We start from the raw sequence: 18,401 nt of genomic DNA, 5'->3' as shown, positions 1-18,401 counted from the left end.
TAATATTTGGTCAAATCTTAGCGTAATGCATTTTTGACAAAAGTGAAGGATTGTGAGTGATTTTTTGTGAAAGGTGTCTATATTCATACAGATAGCGTTCAGCTTCATATATGCTCGCTCCCGATAGTTACCAAGGAAGACCTTCATGAACCTACATATTCAAAAAGCTTTATTCATATCTCTAATTTGTGTGTTCTCTGCATTCGGGTTTGCGAGGGAATTGGAAAGCAGCAAGCTTGATAAAGTTGCCGTCATTGATGGCGTACCGTGGTCAATAGAGCCAATTGATAACAAACGTTTTTTGATAGCTTTACGCCAAGGCAGTCTTGTTATCCTTGATGGGGAGACCGGAAAGGTATCTGCTGTCTCCGGTGTGCCAAATGTGTATTCGTCGGGTCAAGGCGGTTTAATGGACATCATCGCTAGTCCTAAAGACAAAAATGTTTTTTATTTCACTTATGCCAAACCCGATGGTAAAGGTGGCACCCCGACACTTGCCAAAGCGCGTTTAAACGGGTCAACAATAGAATCATGGCAGGACTTGTTCTCCAGCAATGTTGTCGTCACCTCGGGGCGACATTTTGGCAGTCGTCTTGCTTTTGATGATGAAGGCTATATCTACATGACCATCGGAGACGCAGGGGAGCGAGATAATGCGCAGCAAACCGACAATCACGCGGGCACTATAATTCGGCTTAATCAAGATGGCAGCGTGCCTAAAGACAATCCATTTATTGATAACAAGCGCTTTGCCCCCGAGATTTACTCGTATGGTCACCGAAACCCACAGGGCATAATCTACGACAGCAATAGAAAACAGCTTTGGGCCATTGAACACGGACCACGAGGTGGAGATGAGCTCAACTTAATCAAAGCTAGGGCAAACTATGGCTGGCCAATTACTTCTCATGGAAAGGAATATTGGGGGCCGATTAATGCGGGTGAAGCTCAAGAAAAAGATGGAATAGAGTCGCCGAAGAAAGTGTACATCCCCTCTATCGCACCTGGTTCACTACACCTTTATCAAGGAGAGAAGTTCCCTCGATTAAACGGCATACTTCTGATTGGCGCATTAAAGCTCACTCATATGAACGTCCTCGATGTCAATGAAGCAGGCCAAGTACTCGAAGAACGCCGTTATTATGAAGAGCTGGGCGAACGTATCCGCGATATCACTTCTGATGCCGCGGGTAACGTATGGTTTACGACAGACAGTGGCACCGTCTACAAGATCCGTCGTGCCTATGAATAGCGGTTACTAAGACAAGCCTCTATAAAACAAAACCCCGCATTAATGCGGGGTTTTGTTTTGAAGCCAATTAAATTAGAACCAACGGTCAAAATCGCTGCGATCGAGCTGTCTAAACGCTCTATTTAGAGTGACAGCGAGTTCTTTATATTTGGGCTTGGCCTTAACTGGCTCCATCGCACAGCCCGTCTCAATGATCTTTTGATGCAGCTCTCGATACCAAGACGCAAGTGCTGGAGGTAGTTGTGTGTTGTAGCGGTTTCCAAGCCACCACATACCTTGAACTGGTAAGCTGATAGCAAACAACGCGATAACAATAGATTGTGGCATGGCTTGAGCATTGCTAAACGCCATTTGCGTTAACACACTAATAGCGGCAACCGCAGGCATGACTTTGATACCAAACTTTGTTGCTTTGATTATGCGCTGCTCTGGGAACAATGGTGTGAGTTCCTTTCTCATTGGCCACAGCTCCATGTACTTTTGGCCATTTTTTATACTCTGAGTCAGACTTACTCGCTCGCTCATAGGCAACCTCACTAAAAAAAAGTTGAACTCTTCAACTAAATCAGCAAAATATTGACTGAAGTTAATATTCTTTCAAATTTATTTTGTTATCTTCTGTCATTATCGTTATTCTTTGCGTTTCCTCAATCTCATTGTTGTCTTTATTTACAAATAAGGCAACCAAGAGATGAACGTCGCAAGGACGCAAATGTGATTTTAATGAAGAAATCGCATATTATTATACGGCAATTGATGAATTTTTGACCAAGACTGAATGGTAAATCTTTTGTACCTTCTCAGCCTTGAGATACGTTTTATACCCCAATGATCCATGATCAATAAAATACAGGTAACCTCTAATGTCTAAGCTGGTTTTAGTTTTAAACTGCGGTAGTTCTTCTCTTAAGTTCGCCATCGTTGATGCAGAAAACGGTGATGAGCACCTAACAGGCCTTGCTGAATGTCTACACCTTCCAGAAGCTCGTATCAAGTGGAAACTTGATGGTAAACACGAAGCTCAACTAGGCGACGGCGCTGCTCACGAAGAAGCGTTAGCATTCATGGTAGAAACTATCCTTGCTTCTAAACCTGAGCTAAAAGCTAACCTAGGCGCTATCGGTCACCGTATCGTTCACGGTGGTGAGCAATTCACATCTTCTGCGCTAATTACAGACGATGTACTTAAAGGTATCGAAGACTCTGCAACATTTGCACCTCTTCACAACCCAGCTCACATCATCGGTATCGAAGCGGCGAAGCACAACTTCCCAGAGCTTAAGAACGTAGCAGTATTTGACACTGCGTTCCACCAAACTATGCCTCAAGAGTCTTACCTATACGCTCTACCGTACAACCTGTACAAAGAGCACGGCATCCGTCGCTACGGCATGCACGGTACGTCTCACCTATTCATCGCACGTGAAGCAGCTGAACTACTTGGTAAGCCAGCTAACGAACTGAACATCATCAACTGCCACCTAGGCAACGGTGCTTCTGTTTGCGCTATCAAGAACGGCGAATCTGTAGATACTTCAATGGGTCTAACTCCTCTTGAAGGTCTAGTAATGGGTACTCGTTGTGGTGATATCGATCCAGCGATCATCTTCCACCTACACGACGCACTAGGTTACTCTGTTGAGCAAATCAACAACATGCTAACTAAAGAGTCTGGCCTTCTAGGTCTAACTGAAGTGACTTCTGACTGCCGTTTCGTTGAAGACAACTACGGTGAGAAAGAAGAAGCAACTCGTGCAATGGACGTGTTCTGCCACCGTCTAGCGAAATACGTAGCGGGTTACACTGCATCTCTTGACGGTCGTCTAGACGCTATCGTGTTCACTGGTGGTATCGGTGAAAACTCTGCACCAATCCGTGAGATGGTTCTAAACCGTCTAGGCGTATTCGGCATCGAAGTTGACGGTGAAGCTAACCTTAAAGCTCGTTTCGGCGGCGAAGGCACTATCACTGCTGCAAGCAGCCGTATCCCTGCAATGGTTATCTCTACTAACGAAGAGCTAGTAATTGCTGAAGACACTGCACGTCTAGCAGGTCTTTAATTTTCAAACTGGCTAACTTAGGTTAGCCAGTTTTCTTATTGGGCTCAGTCGACCGTCTGTTTTTCTCCTAAAAGGACGCTCACCACGCTGAGTTTCTTCCCTACATATAGTTTGAGGTACTCAAAGAATGTCCCGTACTATTATGCTTGTACCAACTAGCGCTGGCGTAGGTCTTACCAGTGTTAGCATGGGTGTATTGCGTGCTATGGAGCGCAAAGGTGTGAACGTTGCGTTCTACAAGCCTATCGCTCAGCCTCGCCACGGTGGCGATCAACCAGACTTAACTTCAACTATCGTTGGTAACAGCAGCGATATGAAAGTGGGCCAACCACTTCCAATGTCTGACGTTGAGAACCTATACGGTAGCGAAAAAGTTGATGTACTACTTGAGACAATTGTTGAACGTTACAATCAAGTAAGCAAAGACGCTGAAGTAACGCTTATCGAAGGTCTAGTACCAACTCGTAAACACCCATTTGCGAACGCAGTTAACGCAGAAATCGCAAAAACACTTGGTGCAGAGATCGTATTCGTAGCAACGCCAGGTACTGACAACCCAAGTCAGCTTAAAGAGCGTATCGAAGTTGCATGTACTAACTACGGTGGTACTAAAAACAAGAATATCTCTGGCGTTATCATCAACAAGCTAAACGCTCCTGTTGATGAAGCAGGCCGTACTCGTCCAGATCTTTCTGAAATCTTTGACGATGCTGACACCGCGCAGCAAGCTAACCTTGAAGTAATGCAAATCTTCAACACTAGCCCAATCCGCGTTCTTGGCTGCGTGCCTTGGAAGATCGATTTAATTGCAACGCGTGCAATCGACATGGCTCAGCATCTAAATGCTGAAGTAATTAACGCGGGCGATATCGAGAAGCGTCGTATTAAGAGCATCACGTTCTGTGCGCGTTCTCTACCAAACATGATCGAACACTTCAAACCAGGTTCTCTACTTGTTACTTCAGCAGACCGTCCAGACGTTATCGTCGCTGCGGCACTTGCTGCAATGAACGGCGTAGAAATCGGCGCTATCCTATTAACGGGTGGTTACGATGTTCCTGTTGAGATTGCAGACCTAATCAAGCCGGCACTAGACACTGGCCTGCCAATCTTTAAGGCTCAAGGTAACACATGGCAAACATCTCTGAATCTACAGAGCTTCAGCCTAGAAGTACCTGCGGACGATAAAGAGCGTATCGAGTTCGTTAACGAGCACGTTGCTGGTCACATCGACGGTCCATGGATTGACTCTTTACTTGAAGGTACTATCGGTACTCGTAAGCTAAGCCCACCAGCATTCCGTTACCAGTTAACAGAACTTGCTCGTAAAGCTGGCAAACGTATCGTTCTTCCTGAAGGTGATGAGCCTCGTACAGTTAAAGCTGCGGCTATCTGTGCTGAGCGTGGCATCGCGGAATGTGTGCTTCTTGGTAACCCTGACGAAATCAAACGCGTAGCTGCACAACAAGGTGTTGAGCTAGGTGCTGGTGTTACTATCATCGATTCTGATGCGGTACGTGAAAACTACGTTGCTCGTCTAGTAGAGCTGCGTGGCGCGAAAGGTATGACTGAAGTTGTGGCTCGTGAGAAGCTACAAGACTCTGTTTACCTTGGCACAATGATGCTTGAAGCAAACGAAGTAGACGGTCTAGTATCTGGTGCTGTTCACACAACAGCAAATACTATCGTTCCTCCGTTCCAAATCATCAAAACAGCTCCGGGTACATCTATCGTATCGTCAATCTTCTTCATGCTGCTGCCTGATCAAGTATTGGTGTACGGTGACTGTGCAATCAACCCTGACCCAACAGCTGAGCAACTTGCTGAAATCGCTATTCAATCTGCAGACTCTGCTGCGGCATTCGGTATCGACCCACGCGTTGCAATGATCTCATACTCTACTGGTGAGTCTGGTAAAGGTGCTGATGTAGATAAAGTACGTGAAGCAACCAAACTAGCAAAAGAGAAACGTCCTGATCTTATCATCGACGGTCCTCTACAGTACGATGCAGCGATCATGGAGAACGTAGCGGCTTCTAAAGCACCTAACTCTCCAGTTGCTGGTAAAGCGACTGTATTTGTATTCCCAGATCTAAACACTGGTAACACAACATACAAAGCGGTACAGCGTTCAGCAGACCTAGTTTCTATCGGTCCAATGCTGCAAGGTATGCGCAAGCCAGTTAACGACCTTTCTCGTGGCGCACTAGTAGACGATATCGTGTACACAGTAGCACTAACTGCGATTCAATCAGGTCAAGAGCAAAAGTAATTTGCCCTTTAACTGAATGAAAAAAGCCTCCATCATCGGAGGCTTTTTTATTGTATGCAATTTAACGCTCTCTTCCATGAGGCGAATCCAAGTCCAAATCAGGGCCAGCAGGAACAATTTGAGTTGGATTGATACCCGTATGACTGAAGTAGTAGTGGCGTTTAATATGGTAGAGATCCGTGGTCTCTTTAACACCTTTAACTTGGTATAGCTCTTTGAGGAAACCTTGGATATTTTCGTAATCAGCGATACGTTTTTTGTTGCACTTAAAGTGCCCCACATACACCGCATCGAAACGCACTAATGTGGTAAACAATCGCCAATCAGCTTCCGTTATCTGGTCACCCGTTAAGTATCGATGGGTCGCCAACTGCGCTTCTACCTTATCCAAAGCATCGAACAAGCTATTGTAAGCTTCTTCATACGCCTCCTGAGTAGTTGCAAAACCGCAACGGTATACCCCATTGTTAATGTTTGGGTAGATAAACTCATTCCACTCGTCAATCGCGGACTGCAATTTCTCCGGATAAAAATCGTCACTATTACCTGTCAGATGGTTGAACTCCGAGTTGAACATTCGGATGATTTCCGATGACTCATTACTCACAATAGTGTTGGTCTTTTTATCCCACAAAACAGGTACAGTAACTCGACCGGTATAGTCCGGTTTAGCTTGTGTATAAATTTGGTGAAGTTTGGTGAATCCAAATAGAGGTTCAGGAAGTCCAAAAGACCACCCTTCTGAAAGCATGTCAGGACACACGACCGTAACATCAATGTGCGGTTCCAAACCTTTAAGAGCGCGAAAGATCAGTGTTCTATGAGCCCAAGGGCACGCAAGTGATACGTATAAATGATAGCGACCAGATTCAGGCTGGAATTCTGCTTGTGGGCTATTGTCTATCCAATGACGAAAGCCAGCATCTTCACGCACAAACTTACCGCCAGACGTCTTAGTGTCGTACCACACATCATGCCAAACACCTTCAACCAATTTCCCCATGCTTTCATTCCTTCTCTTCATTTAGTGATGACATTATATGAAGCGAGCATGAAGAACTTGAGGGGATGGTTTGAAAGAAGTCGTTCGAATAACTTGAATGACCTTTTGGTGAGAACAAAAAAAGCGCGACCAAAAAAGTTGCCGCGCTTAGGCCCGTCACAGGCTGAAAATAGCGGCTCTAATTATTCACACACAAACAACTAGAGCCATTCCTTGCTGGTTAGTGGGATTCCCTAAACACTGACGTTTAGGCACGACACTGCGTGTACGTCCGTTCCCTGAATTGTTGGTTTCTGTTGAGCACACTGCTCCGTTGCTTGTGGGCAGCGTGTTCTAAACACACAACCTGATGGAGGACTGATCGGAGATGGTAGATCCCCTTCCAACATCTGAATGGTTTTAGTGCGCTCAATTTTTGGATCTGGAATCGGAACCGCTGACATTAGCGCTTTAGTATAAGGATGCGACGGATTGGCAAATAATGCTTCTGCCTCACCTAACTCAACAGCATTGCCAAGATACATTACCAAAACACGATCAGAAATGTGCTTCACGACTGACAGGTCATGCGCAATAAACACTAGACTCAAGCCTAGCTCTTTTTGCAGCTCTTTCAGTAGGTTAACCACCTGAGCTTGGATAGATACATCCAATGCCGATACAGGCTCATCACAAATAATCATCTTAGGACGTAAGATTAGTGCACGCGCAATACCGATACGCTGACACTGACCACCTGAGAACTCGTGCGGATAACGGTTAATCACGTTTGGTAGCAGGCCTACTTTTGCCATCATTTCTTTGACGCGATCTTTCACTTCCTGTTTTGAGAGCTCTGGATAAAAGGTCTCTAATGGCTCGGCAATGATGTCACCCACCGTCATACGAGGGTTAAGTGATGCCAAAGGATCTTGGAAAATCATTTGGATTTCTTTGCGAGTGTCACGACGCTGAACCGCTTGCATCTTAGTCAAATCTTGACCAAGCCACATCACTTCACCATCTGTCGCTTCTACAAGACCGATAATAGCGCGTGCAAACGTAGACTTACCACAACCTGACTCGCCTACTACACCCAGTGTTTCACCTTCGTATAGACGAACATTTACGCCATCTACGGCTTTAAGCTGAGCCGGCTTTGACCAAGGCCAAGCTGATTTCGATGCAATGCTGAAGTGTACTTTTAGCTCTTTTACATCAAGTAATAGTGATTTGTTGTTTGTCATTGCATTCATTTTGCCCAAGCCTCCCAATCAGAAAAACACGCACGTTGACGACCTTGTCCAAAGTTCTCTAGTGTTGGCGCAGACACGCTACACTGTGGAGTTGCACGGTGGCAGCGCTCTTGGTAAGGACAGCCCGGTGGCAAACGTAATAAGTTTGGTGGATTACCTGGAATCGTTGGTAGGATCTCCCCTTCCGTGTCCAGACGAGGGATTGCCTTTAACAGACCTTCCGCATAAGGGTGGCTAGGGTTATAGAAGATTTCATCTACCGTGCCGTACTCCATCGTACGACCTGCGTACATAACTAGTACTTTGTCACATGAACCTGCAACAACACCCAAGTCATGCGTAATCATGATAATAGCTGTGTTGAACTCCGATTTAAGCTCGTTCAGAAGGTCCATGATCTGAGCCTGAACCGTTACATCCAATGCCGTTGTCGGTTCGTCAGCAATCAGCAGTTTTGGACGACACAATAGCGCCATCGCAATCATCACACGTTGACGCATACCGCCTGAAAATTCATGTGGATACATAGTAATACGCTTGCGCGCTTCTGGAATTTTTACCGCTTCAAGCATACGAACAGACTCTTCGAATGCTTCCGCTTTACCCATGCCTTTATGCAGCATAAGTACTTCCATCAATTGGTCGCTAACTTTCATGTATGGGTTAAGCGACGTCATTGGGTCTTGGAAAATCATCGCAATTTGCTCAGCGCGAACTTTGTTCAGCTCTTTTTCTGGCAAGTTGAGGATCTCACGCCCTTCAAATTGTGCACTACCCGAAATGATACCGTTTTTCGCTAACAAGCCCATGATAGCGAATACAGTTTGCGATTTACCTGAACCGGACTCACCTACAATACCCAGCGTTTCGCCTTGGTTGAGGGAGAAATTCAAGTCGTTTACAGCGGTAACAATACCGTCCTGCGTGGTGAACTCAACACGCAGATCTTTGACATCTAATAAGCTCATATTCAATCCTTTCTTCTAGTTCTTATCTGTCTTTTGGATCCAGCGCGTCACGAAGACCATCGCCAACATAGTTAAAGCAGAACAAGGTTACGACCATGAAAATAGCAGGGAAAACTAACTGCCAAATAGCCACTTCCATTGTTTGAGAACCCTCTTGAAGCAATGCGCCCCAACTGGTCATCGGCTCCTGTACGCCAAGGCCAAGGAATGAAAGGAAAGATTCTGTCAAAATCATACTTGGGATAAGTAGTGTTGAATACACCGCTACGATACCAAGTACGTTAGGGACAATGTGACGTGTGATAATTTTCCAATTACTCACGCCCGAAACGTGTGCCGCTTCGATAAACTCTTTGCTGCGTAAGCTAAGAGTTTGACCACGTACAATACGCGCCATGTCCAGCCATGCAATCGCACCGATAGCCACAAAGATAAGCACAATGTTACGACCGAAGAATGTTACTAGAACGATAACCAAGAACATAAACGGTACAGCGTACAAAATCTCAAGTACACGCATCATAACGCGGTCAACACGACCACCAATAAAGCCTGATGTTGCACCGTAAAGTGTACCAATCAATACCGCAACAAATGCACCTAGAACCCCTACCATTAGAGAGATACGGCCACCCATTAATGTACGCACATAAAGGTCACGTCCAAGACTATCAGTACCAAACCAGTGCTCAGCACTTGGTGCAGCATGCATGGCATACCAATCCGTATCATCAAACGCGTATTGAGCAAACATTGGCAGGAAAATCACTGCTAATGTCATCAGGGTTAGAATAAATAAACTCACCATCGCAGCTTTGTTACGCATAAAACGGATACGCGCGTCTTGCCACAAGCTACGACCTTCAATTTCTAAATTCTCGGAAAACTTCTCTACCGCTTCCAAGTTTTCTTTTTTCGTTAGCATCATTACCACACTCCCTTAGTAACGAATTTTCGGGTCGATCATCGCAAGCAAGATATCTACGATGGCGTTAAATAGAATGAATAGGAAACCAATTAAGATGGTGACACCCATTACTAACGAATAGTCTCGGTTAAAGGCTGCGTTTACAAACAGCTTACCGATACCAGGTAATCCGAAAATAGTCTCTACTACTACCGAACCGGTAATAATACCTACGAACGCGGGGCCCATGTACGATACTACTGGCAACAGTGCAGGCTTAAGAGCGTGCTTAAGAACGATATAACGATAGCTCAAGCCTTTTGCGCGAGCTGTGCGGATAAAGTTACTGTTCAATGTCTCAATCATGCTGCCACGAGTAATACGTGCAAACGTTGCAACATAAAGCAGTGACATGGCGATCACGGGTAACACGATGTATTGAAAGCCACCATCATGCCAGCCACCAGCAGGGAAAAGATTCCAATGCAGTGAGAACAGATAAATCAATGCTGGTGCCAATACGAAAGAAGGCATAACGACCCCAAGCATGGCCGTAGACATAATCGTGTAATCGAGCCAAGTGTTTTGCCGTAAAGCAGCAATAGTCCCTACGGTTACCCCCATGATAACGGTAAAGATGAAGGCAATCAGACCTACTTTGGCCGATACAGGTAAAGCAACCGAAATAAGCTCGTTTACGGTGTAATCTTGATATTTAAAAGATGGACCAAAATCACCTTGTAAGATGTTGGTCAAGTACGTGGTGTACTGTTCGAACACTGGCTTATCAAGGCCATATTTTGCTTCAATGTTAGCCATAACTTCCGGTGGAAGTGGGCGCTCACTTGAAAAAGGGTTACCTGGTGCGAATCGCATCAGGAAAAAGGAGACAGTAATTAATACCAACAGTGTTGGTATCGCTTCAAATATCCGTTTAAGTATGAATTTAATCATAAACTCATCCATCCAGTCTGTGACAATTTAAAATAAAATAGACACTGCGTGTGCTTACGCACACACAGGTCTTAGTTAGTTATATTTTTTATAGGGGATTATTTTGCTTTGATGTATAGATCTTTTGAGTAGATCTTATCTTCAGCGTTACCTTCTGGGTAACCACCAAGCTGAGGTGATACTAGACGTGTTGTAACATACTGATAGATAGGAGCAATTGGCATATCTTTCGCTAGCAATTTCTCTGCATCGATGTATAGCTGAGTACGCTCTTCTTCAGAAGTAGAGTGTAGGGCTTTATCGATGATCTTATCGTATTCTGCACTCTTATAGTGCTGACCCGCCGTTGTGTTTTGACTAACCATTAGTGTTAGGAATGAGGACGCTTCGTTGTAGTCACCACACCAACCAGCACGTGCAACGTCAAAGTTACCTGTGTCTTTGCTGTCCAGGTAAGACTTCCACTCTTGGTTTTCAAGCTTCGCGTTGATGCCTAGCTCTTTCTTCCACATAGAGGCGATTGCAACAGCAATCTTCTTGTGGTTTTCAGATGTGTTGTAAAGTAGGTTGAACTCTAGAGGGTTGCTCTTCGTGTAACCTGCTTCTTCAAGAAGACGCTTCGCTTCAGCGATACGCTCTTTCTGAGAAAGTTGACCATACTCAGGAGTTACAGGGTCGAAGCCTGCAGTGATCTCTGGCGTTAGGAAATAAGCTGGTTTTTGACCTTGGCCAAGGATAGCTTTAGTAACGATATCTCGGTCCATTGCATAAGACATTGCTTTACGTACGCGAACGTCGTTAAACGGTGCTTTTTGTGCATTGAACTGATAGTAGTAAGTACATAGGTTACCCTTGATGTTTACATCTTGTGGGTACTCTTTTTGTAGACGACGGAAGTGCTCGTTAGGTACTTCGTATGTGAAATCTAGTTCGCCAGAAAGGAAACGGTTCATTTCAGCAACTTGGTTCTCGATAGGCAAGAACGTTACTTTATTAAGAACAGTATGGTCGTTATCCCAGTAGTTGTCGTTACGTACAAGCTCTAGACGCTCGTTAACTACCCATTTGTTAGGAACAAACGCACCGTTACCAACGAAGTTCTCTGGCTTAGTCCACTGGTCACCGAATTTTTCTACCGTCGCTTGGTGAACTGGCTTAACCGTTGTGTGACCCATCATCATGACGAAGTAAGGTACTGCTGTATCTAGCGTCACTTCTAGCGTGTAGTCATCTACTGCTTTAACACCTAGCTCGCTCTTGTCTTTCTTGCCAGCAACGATGTCTTTAGCGTTTGCCATCTTGGTGTATTCCATGTACCAAGCGTATGGAGATGCTGTTGCTGGATCAACTGCGCGTTGGAAGCTGTATACGAAGTCGTTTGCCGTTACAGGATCGCCGTTAGACCATTTTGCGTCTTTGCGTAGGTGGAAAGTGAAAGTTTGGTTGTCTGCCGTTTCCCAAGTTTCGGCAACACCTGGGATAGTCTTACCATTTGCATCTTGGTTCACTAGGCCTTCAAGAAGGTCACGAATTACGTGTGACTCTGGAACACCTTGAGATTTGTGTGGATCGAGTGTTGCTACCTCGGTACCGTTACCACGAACAAGCTCTTGTTTCTCTGCTAGTTTAGTGCCCGCTGGTACATCTGCGGCAAGAGTAGAAAAAGAAGTGGCAGCCACTGCCATGCCAGCACCTAGAAGAAGGGCTTGCGTGATTTTATTCTTATACATGCATTTAACTCCAAGTTTTAATTTTGCATCCATGACTTCTTCGTAAGATTGCTAGAACGGACAGCATTTTAGATTTATTTAGCTCACTTTTTGAGCATTTAATTCTAAATCCATACAAAGATTGCGGTTCACATTACCAACCTTCGAACTAATTTGCCATATTTTTGTAGCAAAAATGGCATAATTCTCCTACAACAGGTAAAAATCAGATGAATATACTGCAATGTGAAGGTAAATTGACAACTTCTCTCTACTCAGAGAAATATAGCTAGAAATTAATATTGATAGTTCTATTTATTAACGATTATTCAGCACATTATGCCAACCATCTAGCATCAAGTTTAACAATTCGTTTTCATTCTACCCTTGCTGTAGAATTATCAAATGTCAAAAAAAACCTAAATGTGAACATAATCACATACAAGTGAATGACGTACAGAAACCCTAGGATAGAGATCACAAAAAGACCCGACCTCTGACTACCAGGAGGTCGGGGAAACTGATGTTTTCACGCGGCTCAAGCGTGAGTTCAGATAAGGAGATGTGTCACTAGCAAACTTGATTGCTACTGCTTGATTGCTGCTTGCCTGTTCCAACATCATCATTGTTCCGCGCTTTCGGTAGAAATTGAATTCCCCAATGAGGTGACATTACTCTCATCATCAATGGACATGTTTGCCTCCGAAATAGACCGTCAATGGATCGATATTACTATCAGCGGGAACCGTTGATGCCGCCTCAAGAAAAAGAGAAAACAACTCAGATTGGGAAGATATCTTTAGTTTGTTATGAATCCGCTTTCGATACACTTTGACGGTTTCGGTGCTGACTTCTAACAATGGAGCAATCGCTTTGGTTGAATAGCCTTGCAGAACCAGTTGCGTCACTTGGCATTCCCTTTCACTTAAGAAGTCTTTCCCAAAATTACTAAAAATGTCATTGAGCTGATGCCCAATCGTTCTCTCTTCTGGGCTACCCAACTCAAAATGTTTACGAATGGCTGATTTAAGCATGTCAAAGTACAAATTCAGACGTCGCTTCTCATCACAATCAACACTCTGTTTATTTCTCAGCCCAGCAGAAAGCACCAAAGTGAACCCTTCGGTACAAGTAACAATCAAGCCTATCTCTTGCTGTAAGCCAGTCTTCTTGTATATCTGATGGTAATAATCACTGCTATAAAACTCATCTGGGGCGATTTCATCCAGTTTATACACCCCCTCTCTCACGCCTCTGCGGATCAGTTGGTAAAACGGATCCAAAACTAACGCCCCCATAAATTCTTTATCTCTGCTCTGTTCGGCAAAGAAGTTGGTATCGTTATAGATGACCACTGGGGCTTTATCTTCGCTAAAGCCCATAATCACTAGACTTTCATAATCGACAATGTTGGTGATGAGCTGAGACAGTTTTTCCAAAAAGCTCTGCTCACCGATTGCTTCAATAAGAGGAGGATAGCGATGGCTAAACTCCATCCACCCGTCCATAATAACTGACATAGACACTCCTTATCACGTATCGCTCCCTGATGAAATACCACGTCAGGGGCACGAGCTCAAATCCACCAATTCAACATCTCAAACGATGACCCAATGACCTATTCGATTTGTCAAACTTGCGACTATTTTTGGGCATTATTTAGTACACGATGGCAAATATTCTTGATGATAAAAAGTAAAATACCTGCGTTTTGATGAAGACCATCACAGATTGAACCGAGTTAGAACATAGACCCCTTAAGTCACTTCGAACACGTAACCCCATCAGGGTACATACCCAAAAGGAAAGCGATCACATACTGTTTACATTTCATCAACACAAATGGAGTTGCATAATGAAAGGACAGATGATGAACGTCCCTCTCACCATCACTGAAATCATGCGTCACGCCGACCGCGTCAATGGCGATACCGAGATAGTCTCGGTGACCTACGACAACCCTAGGCACCGCTATACCTTGTCGGACGCCTTTTCACGAACTCGACAATTGGCGAATGCACTCAAATCACTGGGATTAAAAAAAGGTCAGCGCGTCGCTACGCTTGCATGGAATGACTACCGACATCTTGAGTTGTACTACGCCATCTCTTGTTCTGGGGGAGTATTACACACCGTCAATCCTAGACTCTTTGAACAACAAATTGAGTACATCATCAATCATGCAGAAGACACCATAGTGTTCTTTGACCCCATCTTCACACCTCTTATTGAAAAACTGCAAAGCAAACTCTCTACCGTTAACCACTTCATCGCACTAACGGATCACGCTCACTTACCTGAATCTCAAATCGAAAACCTATTGGACTACGAAAGTTTTATCGCAGACCGAAGCACTGTATTTACTTGGCCCGAGCTAGAAGAAGATGACGCCAGTTCTTTATGCTATACCTCGGGGACAACAGGCCATCCCAAAGGCGTGCTTTACTCACACCGGTCGACAGTCCTTCACTCATTAGGCAGTGCTCTACCTGATGCGTTTGGGCTTTCCATCGATGAGTGCGTAATGCCTATCGTACCTATGTTTCATGTTAACGGATGGGGTCTGGCGTACAGTGCCCCGATGACTGGGACTAAACTCGTGATGCCCGGTCCCAAAATGGCAGATGGAGCTACATTGACTGAGCTTATCAACAATGAAGGCGTGACCATGACAGCGGGTGTGCCTGTTGTGTGGCTGATGTTGTTGGAGCATTTAAAACAATCAGAGCTTCAAGTACCAAGTCTCAAGCGAATCGTCGTCGGTGGCTCTGCTTGTCCTGAAGTATTAATAAGGGAGTTCGATGAATTATTTAATGTCTCGATGCACCATGCTTGGGGTATGACCGAAATGAGCCCCCTTGGTACCTTCAATAAACTCAAGCCAAAGCTACGTTCACTTGCTGATGAACAAAAGATGGGGTACCAGCTTAAACAAGGTCGCATTGTGTTTGGCGTAGATATGCGAATAGAAGATTGGCAAGGCAATCAGGTGCCGTGGGATGGTCACCAATTTGGTTCGGTCAAAGTACGAGGCCCGTGGATTGCATCAGGGTATTACAAGCAAGGAGAAAGTGTTGATAGCAACGGCTACTTTGATACCGGAGACGTAGCCAGCATTGATCCTGATGGTTACATGCAAATCACCGATCGTTCAAAAGATGTTATTAAGTCAGGAGGCGAATGGATTAGCTCAATTGAACTGGAGAATATCGCCGTAGGGCACCCTGATATCAAGGAAGCTGCAGTGATCGGTGTTTCGCACAACAAGTGGGGTGAACGCCCGCTGCTTATTGCAGTCACTAATGATGTGACTGTGACGGAATCAGAGCTCTTGGCTCACTTCGATGGTAAAGTTGCGAAGTTCTGTATCCCCGACGCCGTTGAGTTTATTAACGAACTTCCTCACACCGCCACTGGCAAACTCAGTAAAAAAGATCTGCGAGATCACTTTAAAGACTATGTTCTCGGTTGATCGTCACTTTGAGTTAAACGATAACACGCCAATAGATAGCGCTCCCCTCTAAATCTCTCCGCCTTCAATATGTGTTCGATAAACAGATATTGAAGGCAGTAATAATTTACACAATAAGCACAGTTGTAACATTTTTGTAACCCATAAGGGTACTACTGTAATTCATCAATAGCACTCATGATTAACATATCATTAACAACCCTAATCTAGGATGGATAGGAGATAACTATGTTAAAACACTTTGTGAGCCCCGCTAGGACTATCGACTCCAAAGCCCTGATCATTGCAGCCATGATGCTGGTAATGTTCGCCCCAAATGCCTTTAACTTTCTACCTTTTATGTTAGGTGGTGCGGCCGAAGTGATGTCTTTAAATGACGCACAAATCGAAAGTATTGCCATGTATGAATTATTAGCCACCGCCCTTTCATCACTTCTCTTTTCGTTGCTACTCATTCGTCGTACTAATTGGCGCTATATTGGATACCTTGCTGCACTTGCATTGATTGTGGGCAACTATTTAAGTATGACGGCACAAGATTTTGACAGTTTTATCTTAAGTCGCCTCATTGCAGGTAGTGGTCAGGGTATTGGTTACTCACTAGGTCTTGTCGGAATGAGTGTGACCCGTCACCCTGGTCGGAATTTTGGCTATATGATTGCAGCTCTGAATGTATGGCTGATCACGTGGTTTATCCTCATTCCAGAGTTAATGGCTACCTATGGTTTGAATGCGCTATATCAATTCTTCATGTTCGCATCCGCTCTTTGTCTAGTGGCATTTTGGTTCTACCCAGATAATGGCCGTCTCGACAAAGATCTTGAGATATCAGAGGGTAGTCAGAGCAAGGTGGATAAGAAAACATTTGTCGTCCCGATGATATGGGTCGGCGGCGCGTTTCTTGTGTACAGTTTGAGTCTAGGAATTATTTACCCGTACATCGAAATTATTGGCGATGATATGCAAGCTTCCACTGAAGATGTTGGGTTGGTGTTAGCGGTTGGTTCAGTAATGGCAGTTGTTGGTGGTATTTTGACGGCTGTAGTGGATAAAAAGTACAGTCATACCACGATAATTGTCTCGCTAAGTATCATCAATGCCGCAGTCTGCTTTGGTATGGCTAGCACCAATGACACCACCTCTTTCCTCGGTTTTTCAGCATTTTATATCATGCTATGGAACATGATGTACGCACGTTACTACACCGCATTAGCCACCACCGATAAGTCAGGGTATTTCAGTTCCTACGGGCCAGAGATTGGTACAGTAGGTCTTGCACTTGGGCCAATTGTCGCCCAGTCAGCTACGGCAACTGGTGACTTTCAAGGACAAGTCGGTGTCGGTGCTATCTGCATTGTCGTCGCCACCGTGATGGTGTTCATTGGCCTTGGAAAATCCAAACTCATAGAACGCTCTTTAGCGACGTCAACTGATTCAAGTCATCAGAAAGCATAAACGAAAGGAGCCGATATCTTATCGGCTCCTTTACTTTTTCTATCGATTATTTATCAGCCGGGAACACCACACCGGTTTGCAATCGTACTTCGGTAATTATTCTCGAAATATCCAATGAACGCTGCACCGCATGCGGATCCATTTCTTGCGCAGTGATCATAGAAGCAAACGCCTCAGCTTCATACATCATGCTGTTCTCTACTTGTGGAAGCGACACGCTGGTGATTTCACCGCTTCTTTCTCGCTTTTCAAAGCCTAGACACTCAGAAAAGTGAGTGAGTAGTAAGCTCGCTTCTTCACCTTGAATCTCGCTCGCCGCGTAACTGTTACTCACCTTTGAATGCTCCAGCGTCACATCAAAGTCCGAATAACTTAGCAATACACTGCCATGCGCATCAACGCCCGACTCCAGTAAATGCCCAGACGCCTGAATCTTGTTTGGGGCGCCAAACAACTCAACCGCTGCCGCAACGGAATAAAAACCAATATCCATAATAGAGCCGTTAGAAAACTCAGGATTGAACGTATTTGGATTTTCGCCGTCAAGGTATCTTTGGTAACGTGAGGAATATTGGCAATAGGTCAAATGAACCTTATGTAGGCGACCTAATTCCTTCGTGGCTTTTTTTAACTCAATAAAGTTAGGTAAGTACGCCGTTTTGAAGGCTTCCATTAGGACAACGCCATTCTCTTTGGCAACCTCAAACATCTGCTCAACTTCTTTAATATTCGAAGCTAACGGCTTTTCACAAATCACGTGTTTGCCCGCGCGCATAAGTTGAATCGCTTGTTGGCAGTGCAGACTGTTAGGAGAAGCAATATATACTGCATCAATGTCTGTCGATATTCCAAGCTCATCTAAACTATCAAAAAACAACGTCGCTCCAAGAGGCTCACCAAAACGCTTTGCTGTTTCTAACGCTCTAGAATAAACGCCACGCACGATGAATTTTTCACTTTCTAGTGCCGCCTGAGCAAACTTCTCACTAATCCAATTGGTTCCTACTATCGCAAGCTTAATCATGATACATCCTTATGATTTTAGTTTGCTGCTAGGGTACTCCTTCAGCTTGATAAACATCAAATGAAATCGTCAATATTGATAGACCATCAC

14 protein-coding genes are annotated in these 18,401 nt (G+C 44.6%); 5 read left to right on the top strand and 9 right to left on the bottom strand.

Going from position 1 to position 18,401, the window contains the following annotated elements:
• Positions 1–145 precede the first annotated feature (145 nt).
• Entirely contained in the window at positions 146–1,252 is a 1,107-nt protein-coding gene (locus OH456_RS12370) for a PQQ-dependent sugar dehydrogenase (protein WP_124940084.1), read from the top strand.
• A 72-nt stretch (positions 1,253–1,324) separates the two neighbouring features.
• On the opposite strand, the gene yfbV is transcribed toward OH456_RS12370, so the two are convergent.
• On the bottom strand, positions 1,325–1,777 hold the full coding sequence (gene yfbV, locus OH456_RS12365; protein ID WP_006070030.1) for a terminus macrodomain insulation protein YfbV: 453 nt from the start codon (positions 1,775–1,777) through the stop codon (positions 1,325–1,327).
• Positions 1,778–2,115: 338 nt separating this feature from the next.
• Here yfbV and OH456_RS12360 point away from each other — a divergent pair, with 338 nt between their 5' ends.
• A complete protein-coding gene (locus OH456_RS12360) occupies positions 2,116–3,312 on the top strand; it encodes an acetate kinase (RefSeq protein ID WP_006070029.1) in 1,197 nt (398 codons plus the stop codon).
• 127 nt (positions 3,313–3,439) lie between these two features.
• Complete coding sequence (gene pta, locus OH456_RS12355; protein WP_006070028.1) at positions 3,440–5,584, top strand: phosphate acetyltransferase; 2,145 nt, start codon at positions 3,440–3,442, stop codon at positions 5,582–5,584.
• Positions 5,585–5,645: 61 nt separating this feature from the next.
• Here the strand turns inward: pta and OH456_RS12350 are convergent, their stop codons facing one another.
• From OH456_RS12350 to OH456_RS12320, 7 genes are all read right to left on the bottom strand, one after another.
• Complete coding sequence (locus OH456_RS12350) at positions 5,646–6,587, bottom strand: glutathione S-transferase family protein (RefSeq protein ID WP_236111342.1); 942 nt, start codon at positions 6,585–6,587, stop codon at positions 5,646–5,648.
• A gap of 233 nt (positions 6,588–6,820) precedes the next feature.
• On the bottom strand, positions 6,821–7,813 hold the full coding sequence (gene oppF, locus OH456_RS12345) for a murein tripeptide/oligopeptide ABC transporter ATP binding protein OppF (RefSeq protein WP_038221908.1): 993 nt from the start codon (positions 7,811–7,813) through the stop codon (positions 6,821–6,823).
• Between the two features lie 5 nt (positions 7,814–7,818).
• The gene (locus tag OH456_RS12340) at positions 7,819–8,790 is read right to left on the bottom strand and encodes an ABC transporter ATP-binding protein (RefSeq protein ID WP_006070025.1); all 972 of its coding nucleotides are present in this window, start codon (positions 8,788–8,790) and stop codon (positions 7,819–7,821) included.
• A gap of 22 nt (positions 8,791–8,812) precedes the next feature.
• Complete coding sequence (gene oppC / locus OH456_RS12335) at positions 8,813–9,715, bottom strand: oligopeptide ABC transporter permease OppC (protein WP_031493371.1); 903 nt, start codon at positions 9,713–9,715, stop codon at positions 8,813–8,815.
• 15 nt (positions 9,716–9,730) lie between these two features.
• On the bottom strand, positions 9,731–10,651 hold the full coding sequence (oppB, locus tag OH456_RS12330) for an oligopeptide ABC transporter permease OppB (protein WP_006070023.1): 921 nt from the start codon (positions 10,649–10,651) through the stop codon (positions 9,731–9,733).
• A 98-nt stretch (positions 10,652–10,749) separates the two neighbouring features.
• Positions 10,750–12,381, bottom strand: a complete 1,632-nt coding sequence (locus OH456_RS12325; RefSeq protein ID WP_038221884.1) for an ABC transporter substrate-binding protein — start codon at positions 12,379–12,381, stop codon at positions 10,750–10,752.
• Positions 12,382–13,043: 662 nt separating this feature from the next.
• Positions 13,044–13,880 carry a helix-turn-helix transcriptional regulator gene (locus OH456_RS12320; RefSeq protein WP_270033549.1) on the bottom strand — a complete coding sequence of 279 codons (837 nt, stop codon included), beginning with the start codon at positions 13,878–13,880 and terminating at the stop codon, positions 13,044–13,046.
• A gap of 335 nt (positions 13,881–14,215) precedes the next feature.
• Between OH456_RS12320 and OH456_RS12315 the strand changes: the two genes are divergently transcribed.
• On the top strand, positions 14,216–15,832 hold the full coding sequence (locus OH456_RS12315) for a long-chain-fatty-acid--CoA ligase (RefSeq protein ID WP_270033548.1): 1,617 nt from the start codon (positions 14,216–14,218) through the stop codon (positions 15,830–15,832).
• A gap of 228 nt (positions 15,833–16,060) precedes the next feature.
• Entirely contained in the window at positions 16,061–17,287 is a 1,227-nt protein-coding gene (locus tag OH456_RS12310; protein ID WP_124940088.1) for an MFS transporter, read from the top strand.
• Between the two features lie 46 nt (positions 17,288–17,333).
• On the opposite strand, the gene OH456_RS12305 is transcribed toward OH456_RS12310, so the two are convergent.
• A complete protein-coding gene (locus tag OH456_RS12305; RefSeq protein WP_006070017.1) occupies positions 17,334–18,311 on the bottom strand; it encodes a Gfo/Idh/MocA family protein in 978 nt (325 codons plus the stop codon).
• Positions 18,312–18,401 lie beyond the last annotated feature (90 nt).

It is taken from the genome of Vibrio sp. La 4.2.2, from assembly GCF_027586995.1.
Taxonomy (GTDB): Bacteria; Pseudomonadota; Gammaproteobacteria; order Enterobacterales; family Vibrionaceae; genus Vibrio; species Vibrio mediterranei.
The sequence above is the reverse complement of the archived record's forward strand: the minus strand, read 5'-3'. Positions and strand labels throughout refer to the sequence as shown.

Bases quoted from the DNA above. Each gene is read 5' to 3' on its own strand.
- OH456_RS12370 (WP_124940084.1), top strand. From the start codon at position 146: ATGAACCTACATATTCAAAAAGCTTTATTCATATCTCTAATTTGTGTG.
- yfbV (WP_006070030.1), bottom strand. From the start codon at position 1,777: ATGAGCGAGCGAGTAAGTCTGACTCAGAGTATAAAAAATGGCCAAAAG.
- OH456_RS12360 (WP_006070029.1), top strand. From the start codon at position 2,116: ATGTCTAAGCTGGTTTTAGTTTTAAACTGCGGTAGTTCTTCTCTTAAG.
- pta (WP_006070028.1), top strand. From the start codon at position 3,440: ATGTCCCGTACTATTATGCTTGTACCAACTAGCGCTGGCGTAGGTCTT.
- OH456_RS12350 (WP_236111342.1), bottom strand. From the start codon at position 6,587: ATGGGGAAATTGGTTGAAGGTGTTTGGCATGATGTGTGGTACGACACT.
- oppF (WP_038221908.1), bottom strand. From the start codon at position 7,813: ATGACAAACAACAAATCACTATTACTTGATGTAAAAGAGCTAAAAGTA.
- OH456_RS12340 (WP_006070025.1), bottom strand. From the start codon at position 8,790: ATGAGCTTATTAGATGTCAAAGATCTGCGTGTTGAGTTCACCACGCAG.
- oppC (WP_031493371.1), bottom strand. From the start codon at position 9,715: ATGCTAACGAAAAAAGAAAACTTGGAAGCGGTAGAGAAGTTTTCCGAG.
- oppB (WP_006070023.1), bottom strand. From the start codon at position 10,651: ATGATTAAATTCATACTTAAACGGATATTTGAAGCGATACCAACACTG.
- OH456_RS12325 (WP_038221884.1), bottom strand. From the start codon at position 12,381: ATGTATAAGAATAAAATCACGCAAGCCCTTCTTCTAGGTGCTGGCATG.
- OH456_RS12320 (WP_270033549.1), bottom strand. From the start codon at position 13,880: ATGTCAGTTATTATGGACGGGTGGATGGAGTTTAGCCATCGCTATCCT.
- OH456_RS12315 (WP_270033548.1), top strand. From the start codon at position 14,216: ATGAAAGGACAGATGATGAACGTCCCTCTCACCATCACTGAAATCATG.
- OH456_RS12310 (WP_124940088.1), top strand. From the start codon at position 16,061: ATGTTAAAACACTTTGTGAGCCCCGCTAGGACTATCGACTCCAAAGCC.
- OH456_RS12305 (WP_006070017.1), bottom strand. From the start codon at position 18,311: ATGATTAAGCTTGCGATAGTAGGAACCAATTGGATTAGTGAGAAGTTT.